This window comes from Microcoleus sp. FACHB-831 (assembly GCF_014695585.1).
Taxonomy (GTDB): domain Bacteria; phylum Cyanobacteriota; class Cyanobacteriia; order Cyanobacteriales; family FACHB-T130; genus FACHB-831.
Map to the genome: position 1 here is coordinate 381,524 of NZ_JACJON010000067.1, position 22,268 is coordinate 403,791.

Annotated in this window: 22 protein-coding genes and 1 tRNA gene; 16 read left to right on the forward strand and 7 right to left on the reverse strand. The window is 45.6% G+C overall.

Annotated elements, in window-relative coordinates; genetic code table 11:
• Positions 1–53 precede the first annotated feature (53 nt).
• Complete coding sequence (locus H6F77_RS20335) at positions 54–917, reverse strand: hypothetical protein (protein ID WP_190490511.1); 864 nt, start codon at positions 915–917, stop codon at positions 54–56.
• Between the two features lie 448 nt (positions 918–1,365).
• On the opposite strand from H6F77_RS20335, the gene H6F77_RS20340 reads away from it, so the two are divergent.
• The 3 genes from H6F77_RS20340 to H6F77_RS20350 all read left to right on the forward strand — a co-directional run bounded on the left by H6F77_RS20340 (position 1,366) and on the right by H6F77_RS20350 (position 3,265).
• On the forward strand, positions 1,366–1,596 hold the full coding sequence (locus H6F77_RS20340) for a hypothetical protein (protein ID WP_190490513.1): 231 nt from the start codon (positions 1,366–1,368) through the stop codon (positions 1,594–1,596).
• 235 nt (positions 1,597–1,831) lie between these two features.
• Entirely contained in the window at positions 1,832–2,389 is a 558-nt protein-coding gene (locus H6F77_RS20345) for a type III secretion system chaperone family protein (RefSeq protein ID WP_190490515.1), read from the forward strand.
• 225 nt (positions 2,390–2,614) lie between these two features.
• Positions 2,615–3,265, forward strand: coding sequence for a DUF3318 domain-containing protein (locus H6F77_RS20350; protein ID WP_190490517.1), 651 nt, complete (start codon positions 2,615–2,617; stop codon positions 3,263–3,265).
• Positions 3,266–3,423: 158 nt separating this feature from the next.
• Here H6F77_RS20350 and H6F77_RS20355 read toward each other — a convergent pair whose 3' ends face one another.
• On the reverse strand, positions 3,424–4,899 hold the full coding sequence (locus H6F77_RS20355) for an esterase-like activity of phytase family protein (protein WP_190490519.1): 1,476 nt from the start codon (positions 4,897–4,899) through the stop codon (positions 3,424–3,426).
• A 169-nt stretch (positions 4,900–5,068) separates the two neighbouring features.
• Positions 5,069–5,857, reverse strand: a complete 789-nt coding sequence (locus H6F77_RS20360) for a 7-carboxy-7-deazaguanine synthase QueE (protein WP_190490521.1) — start codon at positions 5,855–5,857, stop codon at positions 5,069–5,071.
• A gap of 135 nt (positions 5,858–5,992) precedes the next feature.
• Between H6F77_RS20360 and H6F77_RS20365 the strand changes: the two genes are divergently transcribed.
• Positions 5,993–6,991 carry an anti-sigma factor antagonist gene (locus tag H6F77_RS20365; protein WP_190490523.1) on the forward strand — a complete coding sequence of 333 codons (999 nt, stop codon included), beginning with the start codon at positions 5,993–5,995 and terminating at the stop codon, positions 6,989–6,991.
• Positions 6,978–7,418, forward strand: coding sequence for an ATP-binding protein (locus tag H6F77_RS20370; RefSeq protein ID WP_309228892.1), 441 nt, complete (start codon positions 6,978–6,980; stop codon positions 7,416–7,418). Before H6F77_RS20365 ends, H6F77_RS20370 begins: the two co-directional genes overlap by 14 nt.
• A gap of 57 nt (positions 7,419–7,475) precedes the next feature.
• On the opposite strand, the gene H6F77_RS20375 is transcribed toward H6F77_RS20370, so the two are convergent.
• On the reverse strand, positions 7,476–8,363 hold the full coding sequence (locus H6F77_RS20375; RefSeq protein ID WP_190490526.1) for a hypothetical protein: 888 nt from the start codon (positions 8,361–8,363) through the stop codon (positions 7,476–7,478).
• 52 nt (positions 8,364–8,415) lie between these two features.
• Positions 8,416–8,928 (reverse strand): hypothetical protein, encoded by a 513-nt coding sequence (locus H6F77_RS20380; protein WP_190490528.1) that lies wholly within the window; start codon positions 8,926–8,928, stop codon positions 8,416–8,418.
• A 949-nt stretch (positions 8,929–9,877) separates the two neighbouring features.
• Between H6F77_RS20380 and H6F77_RS20385 the strand changes: the two genes are divergently transcribed.
• From H6F77_RS20385 to H6F77_RS20430, 10 genes are all read left to right on the forward strand, one after another.
• Positions 9,878–11,116 (forward strand): glycosyltransferase family 4 protein, encoded by a 1,239-nt coding sequence (locus tag H6F77_RS20385; protein ID WP_190490531.1) that lies wholly within the window; start codon positions 9,878–9,880, stop codon positions 11,114–11,116.
• A gap of 89 nt (positions 11,117–11,205) precedes the next feature.
• On the forward strand, positions 11,206–11,814 hold the full coding sequence (gene yqeK, locus H6F77_RS20390; protein ID WP_190490532.1) for a bis(5'-nucleosyl)-tetraphosphatase (symmetrical) YqeK: 609 nt from the start codon (positions 11,206–11,208) through the stop codon (positions 11,812–11,814).
• A 159-nt stretch (positions 11,815–11,973) separates the two neighbouring features.
• Positions 11,974–12,408 carry a ribosome silencing factor gene (gene rsfS, locus H6F77_RS20395; RefSeq protein WP_190490535.1) on the forward strand — a complete coding sequence of 145 codons (435 nt, stop codon included), beginning with the start codon at positions 11,974–11,976 and terminating at the stop codon, positions 12,406–12,408.
• A gap of 4 nt (positions 12,409–12,412) precedes the next feature.
• On the forward strand, positions 12,413–12,913 hold the full coding sequence (locus H6F77_RS20400) for a CGLD27 family protein (protein WP_190490537.1): 501 nt from the start codon (positions 12,413–12,415) through the stop codon (positions 12,911–12,913).
• 80 nt (positions 12,914–12,993) lie between these two features.
• Positions 12,994–13,947 carry an asparaginase gene (locus H6F77_RS20405; RefSeq protein WP_190490539.1) on the forward strand — a complete coding sequence of 318 codons (954 nt, stop codon included), beginning with the start codon at positions 12,994–12,996 and terminating at the stop codon, positions 13,945–13,947.
• A gap of 48 nt (positions 13,948–13,995) precedes the next feature.
• Positions 13,996–14,069, forward strand: a tRNA-Met gene (locus H6F77_RS20410).
• Between the two features lie 94 nt (positions 14,070–14,163).
• Positions 14,164–15,663: a slr1306 family protein gene (locus H6F77_RS20415; RefSeq protein WP_190490541.1), complete on the forward strand. Its 1,500-nt coding sequence runs from the start codon at positions 14,164–14,166 to the stop codon at positions 15,661–15,663.
• Positions 15,664–15,798: 135 nt separating this feature from the next.
• Complete coding sequence (locus tag H6F77_RS20420; RefSeq protein WP_190490543.1) at positions 15,799–16,998, forward strand: WD40 repeat domain-containing protein; 1,200 nt, start codon at positions 15,799–15,801, stop codon at positions 16,996–16,998.
• 223 nt (positions 16,999–17,221) lie between these two features.
• On the forward strand, positions 17,222–18,667 hold the full coding sequence (locus H6F77_RS20425; RefSeq protein WP_190490545.1) for a GTP-binding protein: 1,446 nt from the start codon (positions 17,222–17,224) through the stop codon (positions 18,665–18,667).
• Positions 18,668–18,884: 217 nt separating this feature from the next.
• On the forward strand, positions 18,885–19,469 hold the full coding sequence (locus tag H6F77_RS20430) for a Uma2 family endonuclease (RefSeq protein WP_190490546.1): 585 nt from the start codon (positions 18,885–18,887) through the stop codon (positions 19,467–19,469).
• An 81-nt stretch (positions 19,470–19,550) separates the two neighbouring features.
• Here H6F77_RS20430 and H6F77_RS20435 read toward each other — a convergent pair whose 3' ends face one another.
• Positions 19,551–20,432 (reverse strand): polysaccharide deacetylase family protein, encoded by an 882-nt coding sequence (locus H6F77_RS20435; protein WP_190490548.1) that lies wholly within the window; start codon positions 20,430–20,432, stop codon positions 19,551–19,553.
• A gap of 63 nt (positions 20,433–20,495) precedes the next feature.
• Positions 20,496–21,356, reverse strand: coding sequence for a TlyA family RNA methyltransferase (locus H6F77_RS20440; protein ID WP_190490550.1), 861 nt, complete (start codon positions 21,354–21,356; stop codon positions 20,496–20,498).
• A 343-nt stretch (positions 21,357–21,699) separates the two neighbouring features.
• On the opposite strand from H6F77_RS20440, the gene H6F77_RS20445 reads away from it, so the two are divergent.
• The gene (locus tag H6F77_RS20445; protein ID WP_190490551.1) at positions 21,700–22,155 is read left to right on the forward strand and encodes a hypothetical protein; all 456 of its coding nucleotides are present in this window, start codon (positions 21,700–21,702) and stop codon (positions 22,153–22,155) included.
• Positions 22,156–22,268 lie beyond the last annotated feature (113 nt).

The window sequence follows — 22,268 nt, forward strand, 5'->3', positions numbered from 1 at the left end:
TTTTATTATCAACCACCAACAGGAAAGAGAGCGATCGCTTTAGTTGCACCAAATTAACTTATTACTACGCCAAACTTCAATAGCATTCTGGGCAAAAAATCATCCAAATTCTTAATGTGTTCATCCGATAACTCTATCAAGTTGAAATTATACTTTTGATATAATTCTTGCTTGACTTTCTTTCGCCTTGCATACTCCGGCTCGTTCTCATATCCCCAGTATTCGATATAAACTTTACCCGCAGGCACATAAAAGTCACAGTATAGTTCTTCTTCAATTGGTAGCCGACGTTCGTAGGCGTGAACTAGCCCCGCCATATACAGCCAATTGTCAATTAATACTTCAGCTTTCGAGCGCACCCAATGTCCATCAGTTGTGCGATGCTGTGCGTTATCCCTAAACTTCTCCCGGAATTTTTGTTCGCTAGTAGCATCCTTAGCACTCGTTTCTGGTGTGTCACCCTTAATACTTTCGATGGTCTTGATAAAGGCTTGATTTGTTAGGATAGACTCAGGCCACATGACATAGGAGAGATTCTTTTGCGAATCTTTCTTTTGCACTGCGCCGAAGCCAATTCCTAGCTTAGTAGCAATCCAGCCATTTTTCTCTTTGTTTACCAATCCTAACTCTGCAAAAATAGAGTTAACTTTGTTTTTGTGTATTGCTAGTTTTTCTCCTATTTTGGTAGCAGATAACAGCGGTGGAGAAGTTTGTGGTTGAGGTTTAGGGGGCTGTGGTGGCTGAGGCTTAGGCGCTTGGGGGACGTTATTTTTTTTCCAGCAATCGTAGCATAATGTATGCCCTGGCTTTGAAACTTGTTTATTGCATCCCGGCTCTGTACAAGTTTCTATAATTGAGAGGTTAGTAAGCTTGGCTACTGCGGTGGCTAGCTTAATGAGCGAACTATCTAAGCTCATATCAGAATACGCGGTTAAAGTTTTCGGTATTCTACCACTAGGCAAGGATACTATTCTTCAGAAATTATACTTAATTTGCCCTTTGTCCAGGCCAGGTTTACAAATAGTGATTAAGACTATAAAAAAAGTAAAATTTATCGCAGAGCAAGCGATCGCCTGCAATTTGCCATTCTGAATTTAAATTTTTATGAAAATGAGTTAAGCGGGGTAGCCCTCAAAATCCTTAAAAAGCACTGAAATATTGCAAAAGCAAGAAAGATGTATTAGGCACTTTGCTATTGTTAACGTGGTGAGGCAAGAGCGATCGCGCCCTCTGTGAGTTTTAACTTATCCCAGCCGAGGTGATTTTGCCACCCCAATTTAGTTATAGCTAGTTAGAATTGATGAAAATTCGGGCTGAAAACTTCAGTCATTGCCTCAAATAAAACAAGTAGGAGAAGAAAATTCTATGAAACCAAAACTCTGTTTGGCAGCTATCCTATCTAGCACCGCGATCGCTGGGGGCGTTTTGTTAGGTTCAGCCAGTTCTGCTCAACCCTGTGGAATGAGATCTGCTTATTACAAAGAACGACAAGAGCAAACCAATTGGTTACGCTCTCCTTTGGTAGCGGTTATTACCCTGCCTGGATTAGCTCTAGCAGCCGCTTTTTCACTAGGCGGTCGCTACTACCAAGAATAAGCGAGCTAGAACGCAAACAAAGAGCGATGTGCTTGCGCCCATCGCTCTTTGTTTGCTTAATATGTAAAAAGTCAGCGATCGCGCGATTTCCATCCCTATAATTTATATTCTGTCTAAAACCTCTGCAAATACAGTAAAACTGCTTAATTTTTAGTTATTTAAAATACGCTAATTTACCCAATACTCATTATGGGTTATCCTGTCAACAATAGATTTTGTTGATAACGAGGCTTTGATGGGCGCAACATTAAAACAGATTGCCACGTATCTCGACAACCGAGGCTGGACATACACTATAGATGAAGAAGAATATCGAATTTTAACCGGAGTGCAAGCGGATAACTTGGAAAATTTTCTTATAGTTGTCCAGCTCGATGAGGAGGGCGAATTTTTCAAGCTATTTGCTCCCCAAGTTCTCACTGGAATCCAAGAGCATCCTCACAAGCCTGCAATTCTACAGACGATGCTTTGCATTTCCTGGGAAACAAAAATGCTGCAATGGGAATATGACCCCACAGATGGCGAAATCCGTGCCATCATTGAGTTTCCCTTAGAAGATTCCATACTCACAGAAAACCAATTTAACCGCTGTTTGGCTGGTTTAGTTCAAATTGTCGATGATGTCGCCATGCCTAGACTAAAAGAGGTGATGGAGACAGGTCAAGATCCAGGCGATCAAGAAATGGGAGAGAGAATGTTGCTCACGCTGCAAGAAGAAGCTCCAGGACTGCTGCAAATGTTAGAGAAAGCGATGGAAGCTCGTAAAAAGCGGGGAACATTACCACCCCATTAACTTCAATTCTGTCGGGCGGAATTCGATACGATTATCCGGCCTGGGCTGTTTTCCACATCTAAATTAAAGTTATAGTGCCTCCTGCACCAGCTTGCGTTCAATAGTATTGGCAGCCAACAGCACCTTAACTGCTGGGTCAATATCAACGTCAGTTTGGAGCCTCAAATCGCTATACTCCAATTGGATACCCTTATTTGTTGTTTTAATTTTTCTAAAGGCGCAACTATGACATCCTATGCAACCACCTCTGCTAGAGCCGAAATGAGCGAACTGCGGCGATTGAAAACCTTACTACCACCAGAATTGCAAAGCTGGGTAACGGTCGAGGGAACAACTGAGGTGAATCCAAGCCTGATCCGCTCTGAAGAGATTGGTAAAGACCAGGTGGAAATACAAATTGACCTGGCGAAATGGGATCAACTAGCACTCGACCAGCGGAATTTGCTGTTTTGGCACGAAGTAGCCAGAATTCAAAACGATACCATTGCCAGAGATGGCTGGGAAATGGCAGCGCTAGCTATTGGTTTGGGCGGTGCTGTGGGTGAACTCTGGGTGCAAGATGGCTTGCTGCTGTTGTTAGCGTTGGCGCTGTGTGGAGTTTCAGGCTGGAGGCTGTATCAAAAAAATAATGGCGAGCGGAACTTAAAAGAAGCGACCGAAGCCGACGAAAAAGCGATCGCACTCGCCACCCGCTTTGGTTATTCTCTCCCTAATGCCTACAAGAGCCTCGGCAGCGCCTTGAAAACTTTGGTTGAGCAAAGTCCTAAACGCGGTCAGCGGAACAAGTACGAAGCCCGACTGCAAGCACTCAGACGCAGTGCGGCCAAAGCCAAATCCAAAGTCCAAGGCGCAGGCGCACGCGAAACAGAGCGCTAATTTTTTATTGTTAGTTGTTCATGGCTCATTGGCGTTAGCAGTTCGGAGTCCGCAGTCCTTGTAGAGACCGCCGATTTATCGCGTCCCCCAGTCACGCTGCGAACCATTAAGCATAAACCACGAACCATCGGCGGCTCAGTCGCAAAGGTACGAGCAAGCTACTTGCGCCTCTTGAGCCAGAAACCACCTAAGCCAAGTAGCGCTAGTCCAAATGTAGAAGTAGGTTCCCCTACCTTGCTGGGTGCGACGTATCCCTCTAACTCCGCACCAGTAGTTTTAAACGAGTAAAGATAGCTCGGAATCAGCTTACTTCCAGCAGGACAGCCGCTATCAATAATTACCTGAGTACCGTCGCTACAAACATCGAATTGCGTACCTGAACCAGTTTGAGTAACGCTAAAGTCATTATCAGTTCCCACTAGCAAGGCGTAGGAACCATCAGCAAGCTGAGGCCCGATTGCCAACCCTTCAAGCTTTTCTGGTATTATCTGCCCAGCCCCCCGCAGTGCGTCAGCAATATCCAAGAAAAGAGATTTACTAACAGCAGTTACGCCAGAAGGTAGGCTATTTGTTCCTACCAAACTTATGCCGCTAACATCGGTTGCATTTGTTAAACCTATTTTGTAGATTCGTTTGCTAGCAACGGGATTGCTACCTGTAGGATCTTCCCCTCCTACTCCTCGATTGTCTCTTTCTAGCACCAAGAATTCATTGTTATTTAAGGCTGTAATAGCGCTAATACCAATACTGCGACCTTGTTGCGTGTTAGTGAAGTCATCAGCAGTTCCTGGAATGCGGTTATTTATTTCTGCTAAACTTTCTAGCTGATAGATGTATTGAGCAACGCTTGTACCTGTTGCCGTGTCAAATTCCACGAGTCTCAAGTTGCGGCTGCGGCGTCCATCATTGTTCGATCCTTCATTAACTAAGGGATCTTGCAGAAGTCCAAATAGTTTTTTGCCATCAGGACTGAGAGTTACTCCTTCAAATCCTCGGTTATCCTGGCGACCGCTGGTAATAGTCGGACGACCATCAACATAATTGGTATTGCCAGCGCTGTCTTGAGGAATTAAATTTTTAGGAATTGCAAGCGCCCGTAGGAATGAACCATCTGCACGAAATTCATTAATAGATGGGCCATATTCATCTGAGATATAAAAGTTGCCGTTGGGAGCAACTGCAAATCCTTCTGGGTCGAAACTAAGTCCTAAATTGGCACTGTTTCCGTTTAGTAAAGTTGGGTTTAATCCGTTATAGCTGTCACCGTTGTTTTTGAGCAGAATAGTATCGAGCAGATTTAAGCCAGCGATCGCGCCAGTAGTTGAGTCAACATTTAGGGAAAACTTCTGTACCCGCGTTTCGTAAGATATGACGCCACCGCCAGGCCCGCGATCTGCCAAACCGTAGTACGCATTCTGATAGCGATCGTAGTAAAGATCCGAGAAAAAGCCTCCCAGGCGATTGACATTAGCACCGCCTTCACTGCCATTTGTAGGATATAAATCCTTACTATCACCTGGAATGGTCAGAGTGTTGACCAGGGTGCTTGCGTAAGCAGAGTCTGTACTTAAGGTGATATTCAGTACGCATACCACCATGGAACAACTCAACGCCCAATACCTTGCTTGAATCATGTCCGAGCCTCACGGATTTTACTATCTCAGCATCAGACTTGGGCGTTAAGAACAGATTTAGAAGAGTTTAAAGATTAACCCCAATACAATTTTTCCATAGTAAATTCACAAAGCTCTTGCTGTTGTCCATAAATTTTTCATAGAAATACAGACAGCTACATTCTGGATTTCAAAGTTGGTTCAGCATTTTATGTGTTTGAGGCACCACTCGCACCTGCTTGAGGGTACGCTTCATCAAAGCCTGCCACTCCAAAACCTGTGCGGGCGTTGGGGCGAGTGAAGGTGTATTATGGGGCATCTGCAACGGCGTAACTGGCTGTAAAAATAGAGGGATGCTTGGGCTGCAAGCGGCCACTAATTCAGCCGCCTGTTGTAACTCAGCTGGGTCAGTTTGGCTGGAAATAATCAACTTGATAAACACTTCTACCTGTGAATCGTGACAAAGCTGGAGAAATTTGGCATGGGCTTGCCAGTGATTTTCTCCACTGACGCTGGGTAGTTTCACATCCATCCCTACAGAGTCTAAGTATGATATGATCGTCGCCAACTGCTCTGGGCGATGGCCGCCCGTTTCTAGGTAGATGGGCAAGTCAGTTAAGTCACGCAGGCAAGGCAAAAAGTCCGCTAGGAAGGGTGCATGAAGCAGCGGCTCGCCACCTGTTAAGCTAATACTGTCATGTAGACCGGGTTGATTTTGCCGCTCGACCCATTCCAGTAAGGTTTGCATTTGCACAGGATTTTCCCAGACGCTAAAATCCCGTTGTCCGGGGGTCTGCTCTACTTGACAAGTTTTAGGTGCATTCCAGGTGTGGGCGCTATCGCAAAAGTGGCAGCGCAGGTCGCAGATGGCAAAGCGGATAAAAATCTGCCTCGTGCCCACGTTAAGTCCTTCGCCTTGAATAGCGGAAAAGACTTCCATCAGCCGTGCAACGGGCTGGTTAGCGATTTTAGGAGTCATACGAACAGTTGTTTATGGCTTAATTGGTTGAAATATCAATTTTTGGTAAAGTTGAAATTTGGGTTTACCTCCAGTTGAATATAGGGGGCACAATAAATCTAAGAACATTATGTTGTAACTTGGTAGCAGGTCTGCATGGTTAACCCAACTTCAGAGACAGAGTTTCAGGTTACGTTCTCGAACGAAACTCCCATCGTGCATCTGCCACCTCGATTGAGCGTCCTCGAGGCAGTTGCCTTTAAGAAAACTTGTCAGCACCTTCTGCAAGAAAGTTCTGTTACCAAAAAAGTTGTTCTGGATCTGAGCCAGACGACGTTTATGGACAGTAGCGGTGTAGGCGCGTTGGTGAGTAATCTGAAAATCGCAAGAGAGCTAGGTGTGGCACTGGTAATTCAAGGTGTCCATCCTCAAGTGATGGCAGTTTTGTCGATGACGGGACTCGATCAGGTGCTGACAATTGAGCGAACGACACTCGACGAAAAGCCAAAACCCGTTAATAGGGGAGAAAATCAACTACCGGAAACTCATCCCTCTATGCGCTCTTGGGTTAAACGGTGCATTGATGTTGTAGGGGCGGTAGTGGGTTTGGGGATAACAGGAGTTTTGTTTGTTCCCATTGCCGTTGCGATAACAATTGATAATCCCGGCCCAATCTTTTTCAAGCAAACCCGTTGCGGCTTGATGGGAAGACGATTTGAGGTTTGGAAATTCCGTTCGATGTGCGTGAACGCAGAGGCACTGAAAGATAAAATTGAGAATCAAGCCTCTGGTGCATTTTTCAAGAATGATAACGATCCGCGAGTAACCAAGGTTGGACGCTTTTTACGGCGAAGCAGTCTAGACGAACTGCCTCAGTTTTGGAATGTATTGAAAGGAGATATGAGCTTGGTGGGCACGAGACCACCGACTGCGGATGAAGTGGATCGCTATGAAGTACCCCAATGGCAGCGCTTAAATGTCAAACCGGGGATGACGGGGGAGTGGCAGGTACACGGGCGATCGCAAGTACGAAATTTTGAAGATGTCATCCGCCTAGATCTACGCTATCAAGAAAACTGGAGCTTAATGTATGACATCAAGCTCATTGTGAAAACCATCTTAATTGTGTTTAACAAAAATAGTGGCGCTGTTTGACGATCGACCCTTACAACAATCTCGTCTTCAGGTTCAGACGGATTTAAATGCTCTGGCCAATGTTTTGCAATGGTTTGAGCAATTCAATCTTCCACCCGTTTCCCAAGAAATGTGGTACAAGTGCCAGTTAGTCTTAGTAGAAGGCTTCACCAATGCTGTTCGCCACGCTCACCAGGACTTGCCACTGACAACCCCGATTGATATTGAAGTCACTCTCTTTAATGACTGGCTGGAGATGCGGATTTGGGATTGGGGACAGCCGTTTGATTTGGCAACTAAGCTAAAGTCTCTACCAGACCCGCCTCACGACCCTGGAACGCCAGGAGGAAGGGGACTGATATATATGCAACAGCTGAATGACGAGCTTTATTACGAGCGGATATCTGAACAACAAAATTGTTTGGTCATGCGGAAAAGAATTAAGTAATTGGTAATTGGTAGATATTGCTTTTTATTACCAATTACCTATGAGCTTTTAGTATTCCTAAATTTCCGCAACCGCTCGTTCAATTAAGCGACGCGCAAGGGTTTGAGTCCCGGTGTGTTCGTAGTAGTTGGTGGACATATCTAGGAAAGCACCGAGGTAGTCTAACTTGTCATTAGAAATATCTACAAAGGTTCGCATATTGCTGACAACCTTTTCTGGCGTCAAACCGCGATCGCGCACGAAGCCGCTCATCCAGCCTTTGACTGAATCAAAACTCTGGGTAATAAAGCCCAGCTTGCCTGCGGGACTGTCGCCAGGAATCGAGTCCCTGATGCGTTGGTATGTCCCATTTTGTTCTAATTCTGAGGGATTTGTGCTGTCAATGGTCGATAGGGCGTTATTGATAAAGTCAGGCCCCAGGGGAATTAAACCATCAATGCAAACAAGGGCAGCCATCCGCATTAAAGACTCGCCACTGTAGTCAGCTAAGGAGGCCACAAAATCCCCAATGCTGTCTCCAGGAATACCATTAATTTGGCAGAAGGCAACCAACTCGACTACCAATTTCAGGCATAGATCGATGGTTTGAGCTTTATTAGCTTTGGGAGTTACGCGGTTTAATAAACCCAGAAGGGGGATACTGTCACCCACTTTGTTGGCTAGGGCGGCTGCACCCAATGCTCTGTCGGCATTATCAACGGTTTGGTAGAGCCACATAGCTCGCTGGTAGCCTTGCGACTTGTCGTTGTAAAGGTAGACAGCACGTTCGCCTATTTGCTGAATCAGGCTTTCGTCTGTTTCTCCCGTGACGGTACGAATCGTATTGTCAAAGCCTACCAGGTTTTCCCATTGACCCGGAACCACCCAATCGAGCGATCGCAGTGCAAAAGTTGTCATGTTGCTGGTTGGCAACTCGTCAACCATTTCAAAAATAGGTTTGCTCACGAAAATCTCCTTATTTCTAGGTTGTTATTGACGTTTGTACTGATACAAATCGTCACTTGAGCCGCGAAAGACCGCTGAGGTTAAATTTTTGCAACCATGCTTCGCGATCGCTCTTGGTAAATGAGGCATCGCGGGATTGGACTTTAACTTGGTAGCGCCCCACCAAAATGCCCGTTATATTAGTCCCTTGGTCAACGGCTGGATAACCGCCAAGTGTTTTGCTGCTCGCTTTATATTTCTGTGCTGCGGCTGGGGTACTTGTTGTATCAGAAATAGACAGCATGGCAACGTTCTTGCCATCTTTATTCAACTTATACTCAGCAAAGCCTTTTTTCTCTTGGGCGGGTACGGCCTGGAATCCCCCGCTAGATTTCGGAAAGAACTTGTTGAAATTGCTACCCTGTGTAGCCTCTTTAGCGACCGCTCGCGGAGCATTCCTCTGGGTGCTTTCTTGTTGCGCTTGGCTATAACGCGATGGCTCTTTTGCTCCTCCACAGGAGGAAACAAGTAGCAATATTGATAATAGTAAGGGAGCTAGAATTCTACGCCAACGCGAGAAAATCATTGCTTTCTCCTAATGTAATGGTGTCTCGTTCCAATTCTGCCTTACCGTTTGCTTGTTTGTCCTGTGGTATAAAGCTAGATTGCCGTACCATCGCCGCCCGGATATCACCCTCAGTGACTATTTAACCCATCTTTATACCGCCAAAATGCCGCTATACGCAGGCTTTCTAGGTGTTGCTAGACAAGGCAGATTACTACTATTAATTTTTTTAAATCAACGCGGGGATTGCCGAATTTTAGACCTTTGTGTGGGATTTCCAGCTAAGATTCCAGAAAATATTTAATAATAACTCAAGGTTTCTAAAAATATTAAGTAATTAATCGTTAAATAAAAACACCCCCAGGGGAGGATGACAATGGGGGATAGATATCATTAGTTAAAGTATTGAGTCCAATATTAGGCAGAAATTTTGGCGATCGCTATTGAGCTGGAAAAGCTTTACTCATAAAGCCGTTAATTTTTTAAACAGCGGTTCACTCAACGCGCACAAAGGTGCTTCTACCCAACGCAGTTTAAGACGGTGCTTTCAGTTGCCTCAACCTTAATTAAGTTGTTCCCTAGCAAGGTACAAAATTTACCCTAACTCAGGTTTGAGAGAAGCATAGCCCACTCAGGGCAATCGCGCCCATCGCAAGGCGATAGAGTTATTTTAAAGATAGACCAAATCTAAATTCTTATCCCAGCCGACTTTCTATGGATATGAATAAAAGTACCTATATCGTCCCTGAGCAAAAAGGAGTAGTTTAGTCAGATTGCTGCTGGGAAACGACATTGCGATCGCAACAGAAGTGCATTTACCGCCATCTCGCCAAGACACCGCGCTCGAAGTAGGCGATCGCATTTAACCCCACGATGGGAATTATAGCTATAGGTGTCGATATAACTGGTACGAGCAGTACTGCCTCTAAATGTCGCCAGCCCCCCGTAAAAATTTCCTCAAACTTGCGGTATGCGAATTCTAATTTATTCCTACAACTACGCCCCAGAACCAATTGGCATCGCCCCCCTAATGACCGAACTGGCAGAAGGTCTGGTAAAGCGAGGCCACACGGTTCGCGTTGTCACGGGTATGCCCAACTATCCGGAACGCCGCATCTATGAAAAATATCGGGGCAAATTGTATCTAACCGAACAAATAAACGGCGTCACGGTTCAGCGCTGTTGGTTGTGGATTCGCCCCAAGCCTGGTCTGCTGGGTCTGCTAGATCGCGTGTTACAAGAAGTAAGTTTTGTTGTCACCAGCTTGCCGCAAGTTCTTCTAGGGCGGCGACCGGATGTGATTCTATTAACTGTACCTTCCCTGCCGATTTGCGTCCCGGCTGCCCTAACTGGATGGTTAAGGCGCTGCCCTATAGTATTAAACGTTCAGGATATTTTGCCCGAAGCCGCTGTCCGCGTCGGTCTAATCAAAAATAAATTGCTGATTCGCGTCTTTGAAGTTTTGGAGAAGTTTGCATACCATCGTGCGAACAAGATCAGTGTTATTGCCGATGGGTTTAAGGAAAATTTGCTTTGTAAGGGAGTTAACCCCCAAAAAATTGAGTTGATTCCCAATTGGGTCGATGTCAACTTCATCCACCCTTTGCCTAAAGAAAATAATGCCTTCCGAGATGCCCATAACCTCAAAGGCAAATTTGTTGTTCTCTACTCCGGTAACATAGCCCTAACGCAACCTTTAGAAACCGTCATTGAGGCAGCATCACGCTTGCGCCACATACCAGACATTACCATTGTGATTGTCGGGGAAGAAAAAGCTTTAGGTCGATTGCAGCGTTTGTGCGATCGTTGGCAAGTCGAGAACGTCTTGCTACTGCCATTCCAGCCACGCGAACAACTACCATGTATGCTTGCAGCAGCAGATATAGGCTTGGTTGTGCAAAAAAGTAATGTAATTTCTTTCAATATGCCTTCCAAAATTCAGGTGCTACTAGCTAGCGGTCGGCCCATTGTAGCCGCCGTACCCGTTACAGGGACAGCAGCGAGAGCGGTAGAAAATAGTGGCGGCGGAATAGTTGTCCCAGCAGAAGATCAATATGCCTTAGCGCAGTCAATTTTATATTTATATTCCAATCCCGAAGCCGCAGAAGCACTAGGCAAGCAGGGTAGGCACCATGCAGAGCAGCATTATTCGTTCGAGCTAGCCTTGAAGCGGTATGAGGAACTGTTTGATGTTGTTAAAAGCCGTTGAGCTAGAATAAAAGGACTCTTGGATTCTATTCCGGTCGCGATCGCCTCTGCTGCAATCGCAACTTTTCCCGATATAAGGAGTTCTTCTTGATGCGCCATCAGGTATTAGCCTGGTTAGCCGATAACGTTCCTGCCTCTCGCCTCCAACATATTTTGGGCGTTGAGCAGATGGCGATAGAGCTAGCTGGCCGTTATAACCTGGATGTTGAGAAGGCAGCCGCCGCTGGGTTGATGCACGATCTAGCTAAATATTTTAAGCCCGCTCAGCTATTGCAGATGGCAAAAGTTGAAGGTCTAGAAATAGACCCAGTGGATGAAGCAAATCCTCATTTGCTGCACGCCGATGCAAGTGCGATTGTAGCCAGAGAAGAGTTTGGAGTGAAAGATGAAGAAGTGTTGCAGGCGATCGCGAATCACACCTTGGGAAGACCTGGGATGAGTCCGCTAAGTTGTATCGTGTTTCTAGCTGACAGTTTAGAACTAGGCCGAGGCAAGACGCCTGAATTAGAGGCTCTACGGCAGACAGCCCAGCAAAAGCTTTATCAAGCAGTTTGGTTAACCTGTGACTATTCTTTCAAATATCTGCTCAATACACATTTGTTAATTCATCCGCGCATGATATTGACCCGGAATTGGGCAATACAAATGGCAAGCCTTAAACAGCAAGCGGATAAGCAAACTATAAACTGTAAGGGATGAAGGATTGAAGCTAAGCTCAAAGGTGCAGATAAAAGAATATCAGCCTTTTTCTTATACTTCACAAGTGCTGCTAAAGCGTTAAAAAAAGTGCTGTAGCAGCAAAATTGATTAATTGTTGAAACATTTTTACTGGGTTTAAAGCAAGGAAGTAGGAAATTAATGTCAGAAACTTTAAAAATTTCAGCTTTTTCACCATCCACAGCAGTCGCAGCAAATGCAGAAGAAGAGGCGACGAGCCAGCAATTAGCCTTGACCATTGCTCGTGCCGCTGAGGATCGCAAGGGGGGTGATATTGTGTTGCTGCGGGTGTCAGGTGTTTCGTATCTGGCGGATTATTTTGCGATTGTCACAGGCTTTTCTAAAGTGCAGGTAAGGGCGATCGCGCAAGTAATTCAAGAACAAGTAGCGCAAGAATGGCAACGCCAGCCTCTGCGGGTTGAAGGCCAAGCAGAAGGAAGTTGGGTACTTGCAGATTATGGCGATGTAATTGTCCACATCATGATGCCACAAGAGCGTGAATTCTATAATCTCGAAGCGTTCTGGGGACACGCTGAACAAATAGAGTTTGCCGCATCTAATCCAGTAGGAGAGTAAAACGATGCTGGAATCGAGTGTTTCAGTTTGCCCCGTCCCTACAGAACAGCAGCCCCTAAATGAATACGAGGAATTAAAGCAATCTTGGTTTTTTAGTTGGGCAACGCTCTCACCGCAGCAATATTTTACCAAGCTCGGTTGGGTGTGGGGTTGGAGCTGGCTCGTGTCTGGCCCCATAGCGGCGGCTAGTTTCGCGCCAGCGAAGCATCTAGTACAGTTTGTGCTGTGCGGTGCAGGAGGGGCGAGTGTGTTTATGGTGTTGGCAGTGTTGCGGTTGTATTTAGGTTGGTCTTACGTGCGCGATCGCCTGCAATGTCCTACAGTGTTTTACGAAGAGTCGGGTTGGTATGACGGCCAAACCTGGACGAAGCCCACTGAAGTGCTGACACGCGATCGCTTGATCGTCACATACCAAGTACAACCCATCCTCCAACGCTTGGTGAAAACATTCGGATTTCTGGCCTTGTGTTTCTCTCTCGGCAACATCCTGTGGTTTTTCTTGTAATTCCGGTAAGTTGAAAAATTGCCCGTAAAGATTCTAATTAAGCTTTTATACTGTCCCCATCGAGTGATACATTTTTAGGCATGACAAGGGGAAAACGAAATCAATCAGCAGAACTAGAAGTCCGGTTGCTGCGAGAAGGCATTATCGAATCATCGCATCGAGTCCAAGCAGTTGTATGTGACAACCGGGGGCGCGTGCTATCCGTTGCTGGCAGCGCAGAAACCGCCTGTTTTGTCCGTTCTGCACTCAAGCCGTTTCAAGCGCTGGCAGTCACCTCGACGGGTACTCTAGAACGCTACAATCTGAACGACCGAGACTTAGCGATTATCTGTAGTTCCCACAAGGGCACTATTGAGCAGGTACGGCAGGCTTTTAACGTCCTGTGGCGCTGCGACGTTGACCCGTCCGCACTCCAGTGCCCCATCCCACACGGTAAGCGCAGCCCGCTGGAATATAATTGCTCTGGGAAACACGCCGGAATGCTGGCTGTATGTAAGCAACGACATTGGCCGCTGAATAACTATTTGCAGCGCAACCACCCAGTACAGCAGTTGATTTTAGGCAAAGTCGCAGAGTTGTTGCGAATGCCCGCTGAAGAGTTTATTAGTGCCAAAGATGACTGCGGCGCTCCTACTTACTTAATGCAGTTGGGAGGAATGGCCGCATTGTATGCCCAGCTAGTCTCTGGGAACAATTTGGATATGGAGCGCATTATCCGCGCCATGACCCATCACCCCAATATGGTGGCTGGTGAAGGCGAATTTGACACGCAACTGATGCGCCTGACTCAGGGAGAACTGGTTAGTAAAGGTGGAGCAGAAGGGGTTCAGTGCATCGGTCGCGTGGGCGAGGGTATGGGCTTGGCTATTAAGGTGATGGATGGAGCGCAACGGGCAAAGTCTGCTGTTGCCATCCAGGTGCTTAAGCAAATGGGGTGGATTAGTCCCGCAGTGGCTGAAACCCTGTCTGAGTCTTTTATGAGCCTCAGCAAATTCAAGCGCCTAGAAGTTATTGGAGAATTATCGCTGCTGTAGTTGACACTTTTCTAATTATGCTGCTATATTAGATAAGTCAGGAGTCAACGCGGGGTAGAGCAGCCTGGTAGCTCGTCGGGCTCATAACCCGAAGGTCATTGGTTCAAATCCAGTCCCCGCCATTATTTAAACAGCATCCAAAACCCTGCAACTTTAACGGTTGCAGGGTTTTGCTTTATGCTGTTAGTAGATATTCCGTCTTAGATTTAAATATTTATGGCTGTCAAGTTGCGGCGACCGATTTTAGTTGGTGGAGTAGGGTTATCCTTTTCGCTGTGGATGTTGCAGAGCCTGCATCACTCGCTAGGACAGGTGGGTGAATTTGGCGTTATTGGCGCGATCGCCCTCGGCGGTGCTTTGTTGTTAGCGCGGCAAGGAAAAGCCAAAAATATTGAAATATCACCGTCAAAGCCGCTAGAAAGGGAAATAGTAGAGAAAGCGATCGCCCTAGCCAACACCGCAGTTACGCAACTGGGAGTAGAAACAGAAAATCATCCTAGTTTTTGTAAAGACGCGATTAATCACGTTTCTACAATGCGGGAAAGAGTCGGACGGCTTCGTGCGGAATTAGACAGAAAAGAAATATGCGTGGCTGTAACTGGTGGCAAGTCGGCGGGTAAAACGACGCTGATGCAACAGCTAGAATTAAGCGCGTTGGCTATAGAGAAATTGCCTGGAACGTCTCTAAAATTCAGGGAAACACCCGCATTGTTTGTGGGGACGGATGGCGACGAAAGCGCAGAGAAGACAGCCATAGAAATGGCCATCGCTTCTGACTTAGTATTATTTGTGGCTGCGGGCGATATTACCGCACCAGAATTTAAAACCTTGCAGCAGCTAGAGGCAGCAAAGCAGAAAACTGTCCTAGTTTTCAACAAGCAAGACCAGTATTTACCCGAAGAACGCGCTACGATTTTGGAGCAGTTGCGCTACAGAATGCCAGATGCAGTAGCGATCGCCGCTTCTCCTAGCCCGCTAAAAGTGCGTCAGCATCAAGCGAATGGTTCGTTCCAAGAGTGGATGGAACAGCCCAATAGTGAGATTGCACAGCTTACGGGTAAGTTAAGTGAAATTTTAGCCCAAGAAAGTCAACAGCTAGTTTGGGCAACGACCATGAGGACGGCTGGTACAGTGAAAGCAGAGGCGAAGACGCTGTTAAATCAGGTGAGACGCGATCGCGCCTTACCTCAGATCGAACAATATCAGTGGATAGCCGCCGCCGCCGCCTTTGCTAACCCAGTACCAGCCCTAGATTTACTGGCGACGGGTGCTATTAATGCCCAGCTTGTTATGGAACTAAGTGCCATCTACCAGCAGAAATTCTCTTTAGAACAAGCGAAGGCAGTAGCTGGGACTATGGGAAGCTTAATGCTTAAACTGGGTTTAGTTGAACTTTCAACTCAGACTATTAGCGGAATTTTGAAAACCAACGCAATTACCTTTGTTGCTGGTGGATTGTTGCAGGGAGTTAGTGCTGCTTATCTGACGCGGTTAGCAGGTTTGAGCTTAATTGAGTATTTACAAGAGCAGGATGTTGTCATAGCAGAAGGGCGTCCGTTGAATCTCGATCGGTTAGGCGAGACATTGCAAAAAGTATTTCAGCAAAATCAACGAGTTGCTGTATTGCAGTCTTTTGTTGGGCAAACGATGGCGCGTATTTTGCCAGAATCTTCCCAACCTCAACTCACACCCTCAGAAACAGTTGTTAGTTGTTAGTTTTTATTAGCATTAAAGTTGAGACATATTCCCGGTGTAGGGTGGGCGCTGCCCACCCTACTGCATTTAGAGGGAATGCGATCGCATTCCTCAAATAAATGGGAACACTCGAAGTAGTGCAAAATGAAAAGTGCGATGGCAAAAAATCCCAATCAACCCAAAGCCGATGATGCCGTACTTGGCGGTGATAACGCGCCGATAAATGGTGCAGTTCTGGGAGGTCTGGCAGGAATCGAGAGGCGTTTGACGAGTACAGTTTTTGAGGAAAGAATTGTTGCCCTAAAAGAAGCTTTAAAGTATGGGCAAGAGGGCTTAGACATAGCGATTAAAGCATTAAAATACTCAGACAAACAGCTACGGTGGGAAGCATATTCGCTACTTTGGCAAACTAAAAATCCGCAAGCACAAAAAGCATCGCGCTATTTAAATCCTTATAGCTTTTTTGAGTGTATCCGTACACTTGAGTGGCATTCAGACGCAGTTATGTCCGTGGCTATTAGCCCCGATGGACAGACTTTAACCAGTGGCAGTAGCGATAACACGATCACAGTCTCGAACCTCCAGACAGGCGCTCTACAGCATATTCTTGAGGGGTATTTAGGAGCCGTTTATTGCGTTGCCATTAGCCCTAATGGGCAGATTTTAGCAAGTGGCGGTAGGGAAGGGACTATCACAACGATTACGCTATGGAATCTGCACGCGGGCGAACGACAGCGCACCCTTTGGTGGGTGCATTTCGACAGGCTTACGTCCATCGCTTTTACCCCGAATGGGCAGATTTTAGCTAGTGGCAGTTACGACAGAAGTATCAAACTTTGGAATCTGCACGCAGGCGAACTAATGGGTATCCTGTGGGGACATTCAGACACAGTTAGTTCTGTCGCCATTAGCCCGAATGGAAAAATTTTAGCTAGCGCTAGTTGGGACAACACGATCAAACTCTGGGATATTTACGCAGGGAAACTAATACAAACTTTGGAGGGGCATTCAGATAGGGTTATGTCTGTCGCCATTAGTCTAGATGGAAAGATTCTGGCTAGTGGGAGTTGGGATAAAACCATCAAACTATGGAGTCTGCATACAGGCAAATTACTACATACGCTTAAGGGGCACACCAACAGAGTTTATTCTATTGCTATGAGCCGCGACGGGCAGATTTTAGCCAGTGGTAGTGGGGACAATACTATTAAACTTTGGCATATGTACGCAGGCGACTTAATGCATACTATTCAGGGGCATTCAAAAACTGTTAATTCCGTTGTCTTTAGCCCGGATGGACAAATTTTAGCCAGTGGTAGTTGGGATGGAAGCATCAAGGTGTGGGGGATGCATTAAGGAAAGTCTGACGTTTCTATTCCCAGAGATAGAGATTCACCCCCGGTTATAATAAGCGCGATCGCGGTTAATTTTCTCTTAGGCAAAAAGACCAACAAGTAGGACGCGATCGCATTATTTTTGCTCTTGCACCATATATAACTTTGGCTGTGCTAACGCGATCGCCACACAGAAGGCAATTACAGCAAAATATAGATAGTAGCCTGTTCTTCCCTATCTAACTTTGACTCATCAACCCCCCCAACCTAATCCCAATGCGGCGCGTCCTAGCCAACAAGGTGAACTTCACTTTAACCGCGCTCGTGCTAGTCTCCAGCAAGCGCTATCCTGGTATGGGCATTTGCGTCGCCAGCGCCATGCTGTTTCTGACACTTCCGCGATCGCTTCTGTACAAGCTGAATTGGATATTCTAAAATCCACCCTAGATAAGCTTGACCAAGGTGTTATTCGCATTGCTGCTTTTGGTCTTGTCAGTCGCGGTAAATCTGCTGTTTTAAACGCACTTTTGGGGCAGAAAATTCTGCAAACTGGCCCCCTTAATGGCGTCACGCAATGGCCTCGTTCTATACGCTGGACGCCTTCTTTAGAATCCACCCTTGGTAATGGCGGGAAGGGAGGAACTTCCAAGGTACAGGTAGAATTAATTGATACCCCAGGCTTAGATGAAATTGAAGGCCAAGCACGGGGAGAAATGGCGCGGGATGTGGCGCGTCAAGCTGACTTAATTTTGTTTGTTGTCGCTGGCGATATCACTCGCACCGAGTATAAAGCTCTATGCGAATTGCGGCAAACTCAAAAACCGTTAATTTTGGTTTTTAACAAGATAGATCTCTATCCAGATAAAGACCGCAAAGCCATTTATCAAAATTTGCAAAAGCTTGGTGCGGGTAGTAGTGATGCTAATCGCTTGCAGCAATTATTATCAGCAGAAGAAATTGTGATGGTATCGGCGGAACCAGCACCAATAGAAGTGCGGGTAGAATGGCCTGATGGGAGAGTGACGCACGAATGGGAGACGCCGCCGCCTGATGTGGATGAGTTGAAGCAGAAGATTTTAAATATTCTAAATCGTGAGGGGCGATCGCTCCTCGCACTCAATGCTTTAATTCAAGCTAGGGAAGCTGAAGCTACTATTGCCAGCAAAACTGTTGATATCCGCAATTTGGAAGCGGAAAAATTAATCTGGGAATTTGTTAAATATAAAGCGATCGCTGTCGCTGTTAATCCTATTGCAGTTCTGGATATAATCGGAGGAACTGTAGCAGATTTAGCTTTAATTCGTTCTTTGGCAAAGTTATATGGTTTGCCGATAACTAGCTACGAAGCAGGGAAGCTTTGGAAGACAATTGTGTTTAGTTCTGGTGGTTTGCTATTAGGGGAATTGGGAAGTAGTTTAATGTTGGGGTTAGGCAAAAGTGCTTCAGCGATCGCTAGCGGCGATAATCCTAGTAATATAACTGCTTATGCTGGGAGCGCGATCGCTCAAGCTAGTATAGCTGGCTATGGAGCTTACGCCATCGGTCGCGCCGCACAAGTTTATCTAGAACAAGGCTGCACTTGGGGACAACTTGGCTCCAATACTATTATTAAAGAAATTCTCAATCAGATGGAACCGAATACTATTCTCTATCGGCTGCGGCAAGAATTACAGCAACAATTTCAGCGCTAAGTGTTCCTAGTTCATCGTTAATTGCCGCGAAGTTTTAACGATGTAATTTTTAGAGCATTTAGTAGAAGATAAAATGCTGGCGATGCTCTGATAGAAATCCAGGTGTAACAATGTACGCGATGCCTAAAAAAGGATTTAATCTATGATTTTAAAAAAGTGCGATCGCGCTTTTAACTTGAAATAATTGAAAATCCCATGAAGAAAGAGGCCTTAGCTAATGATTGCCAGTCCAGAACAAAAATATATGACTCCCCAGGAATACCTGGAATGGGAAGAACGCCAAGACATTAAATACGAGTACGTCAACGGCGAAGTTTTTGCCATGACTGGGGGAACCATTGCTCACAATGACATTAGCCTCAACTTAGCAACTGCTTTAAAGAACCATCTTCGGGGATCTGGCTGTAAGGTTTTAATGGCAGATGCCAAACTTAGCGTATCTGAAAAGGGGCCATTTCACTACCCGGATGTCATGGTAACTTGCGACCACCGCGACAAACAGGCGATCAAATTCATCCAATATCCCTGTCTAATTGCTGAAGTCCTCTCTCCTGGTACAGAAGCCTACGATCGAGGAGGCAAATTTACCCACTACCGTCGCATCCAGACTTTGCGAGAATATGTCCTCATTGATGCTCAAAAAATAAGTGTAGAGTGCTTCCGGTTAAACGACAAAGGTATTTGGGAGTTGCATCCCTACGAACGGGGAGATGAAATTCACCTAAGCAGCGTCGATTTGCACTTTCCAATTTCCCTACTTTATGAAGATGTCCACTTTCCAACAGAAGAGGGCAACGATTGAATGCTGTTTTCTACCAAGGTACAGTATTCTCGCGCATTAGAGCGGCGTAGAATGCGATCGCATTGGGAGCGAGAAAAAAATTTACTTTTTAAGTTTTAAAGAGTTTTCAGCTATCTTTATCAATTTGTTTGGCGATTGAGTGTCATTCACAGTTATCCGTGATATTTCATAATTATTCCTCAACCAGCCTAACCTCAGCGGTTTACTATTGTATAAATAGCCAGATGCATAGTATTTAGAAGCATATTCTTTAACTTTTCCATTGTAAGCGCCAAATGGATAAGCTATATGAGCTGCTACTTTTTCCTCTGGGTCTAACCCTTCAACGCATTTTCTTAAGGTAGCTTGCGCTTGCTCAAGTTCTGCCATCAATTCTTTATCATTTATTTTAGTTAAGTTTTTATGAGTTAATCCATGAGATTGGATATCATAAAAACCTTTTTTAAATCCATCTCTCAAATCATTACACGTCATGTGTATGGAAGCGTTGCTATCATAAGTTGCTAGCGTGGCTGGGTTAATAAATAATACTACCTTTACTTTCTTCCCGTATTTTTGTTCTAGCCGCTCTAAGCTATATAGTAAGTTTGTGTAATTGTTCTTATAGCCATCATCGAAGGATAGCATAATCGGTTTTTCGCCTATATGTCCTGCGGGAATAGGCTTAGATTTAGCGACAAAATAATCGTAAAGCTCCTCAGATGAAAGAAACCAAATTTTACGGTTAAGTAAACTACCTACAAATAATTCAAAATCTTGTCTGGTATAATTCATTTGTTTAAATGAAGATCCCAGAAAAGGACGATCGTTTTTATTTTGAATATTGATGATGGCGTGAAACCCAAAAATACTAACTCTGGGTGCATTAATATAGAAAATTAGAAAGGTAGTAAGTAGACCTATTATAAAAGCGAGCGCAAGTCTTACATATAAATTTTCAAATAAAAGCTTGATGGACTTCATGCAGCAAATCTCTTAAATTGCAGTTGTAGCGACGTTGATTTTGTATAAATATCCGAATCTAGTTTAGGCTGAATTAGTCAATTCTTTCTGGGCAGCTTGGGTAATCTGTTTAATTGCTTCTAACTCAGGCAACGGCGTTTGACTATCCATACTAAGCCAGAGTAGATACTCGATATTACCAGCAGGGCCAGTCAGCGGCGATGGGGTTAAGCCACGATACTGCCATCCCAACGCTTGGGCGGCTTGCAAAACTTGGAAAATAGCGCCAGCTTGGTCGTTAGTATCGCGCACGACTCCTTTCTTGCCAACACGCGATCGCCCCACTTCAAACTGCGGCTTCACCAGCAAAACCACTTCGCGGCGAGGCTGAAGTAACTGCCAAAGCGCAGGTAAAACTTTGTCAAGAGAAATAAACGATACATCCACTACGCCTAAATCAGGATAGTCGCCCGCTGTCTCCCTACCTTCGTTGGGTGGGTTTATGGCAGGATCTGCGCCATACAACTCAGCGGGGGTGAGATGGCGCAAATTGGTGCGTTCTCTCAAAATCACCCTTGGATCGTTACGCAGACCCCAATCAACTTGTCCATAGCCGACATCAATCCCGTACACAAGTTTTGCCCCAGCTTGCAGCAGACAGTCGGTGAAACCGCCTGTTGAGATGCCGCCATCGAGGCAAATTCGACCAGCCACAGAAATTTGGAACACTTCTATAGCTTTCGCGAGTTTTTCGCCTCCTCTGGAAACAAAACGCGATCGCTCTTTAATTTTTATTTGTGCCGCTGTGTCAACCTCGGTTCCAGGCTTGTCAATTACCTGCTGATTCACCATAACTTGTCCCGCCTGAATCAACCGCTGGGCTTGTTGCCGAGACGGGCATAAATCTAAATCTACTAATAATGTGTCCAGTCGTTGTTTTGCCAAGGTATCTCGTATGCAGCGTGGTTAATTCTTTTAAGCCTGCAAATGAATTTTAGACCCCCGGTGGCGCGATCGCGAAGTGTTTGTAAATTGCCCCCCTCGCGCCTACTTTAATAAAAGTTATGTAGTTATGATGCACAAAGCTAGATAGCAAACTGTAACTTAAACTACAATTAATTTTGAAGGCTCAAAAGTAGCGTCATATCGCCTCACAGCCTTCGTTGAGGAATATTGTTCGCAGAAGCATTAGCCTCGTCTCTGTTTTAGCAAGGATAGCCTCTGTGAGAGGTGAAGCCGTTTGATCTAACCTTCTAGCCACCCGCGTTGCCCCCGTCGAAATCGATCTATGTTAGAAACTAAACTGACAACCTGCGCTACTCTGCTTTACCAATGGCTTTTGCCGCGAGTCTCTGCCGGAACCCAGTTCAAAATTGATTTGCAAGACTTTCAAGCTTGGGTGAGCGAGTATCGGGAAAAAGAATATAGCGATCGCGAGGTTTTCGACGCTCTCAGACAGCTAAAAGAACTCCAGTTGATCGGCGTTAGCAAAACCGAAGTAACCCTAGCAGTTAAAGAAGTGGATAGTGCGAGTCTGATGAACGCACAACCAGCCACTGAATTATTGCCTGAGAAACGCGATCGCTTTAGTTTTAATCCCTTCTTGCTGGTTATCTTGGCAACTTTTGGCTGCTATATTTGGGCGTGGGTTCCGATAATTTCTGGTTCAGTTAAGACGCTCAACCAAACGCAGACGCTAGTAAGCCCCCACCCTTGGAGCGTTCTGGGTGAAAAAGATAATTAACGGGACTTAAACTAAAATTTAGAATTAATAAAGGTATAATCGAGGTATGGCATAGATTTCACGTTGAAGGGCAAGCTATGAAACAGACAACTCCTGCCGCCATGCCTCCTTGC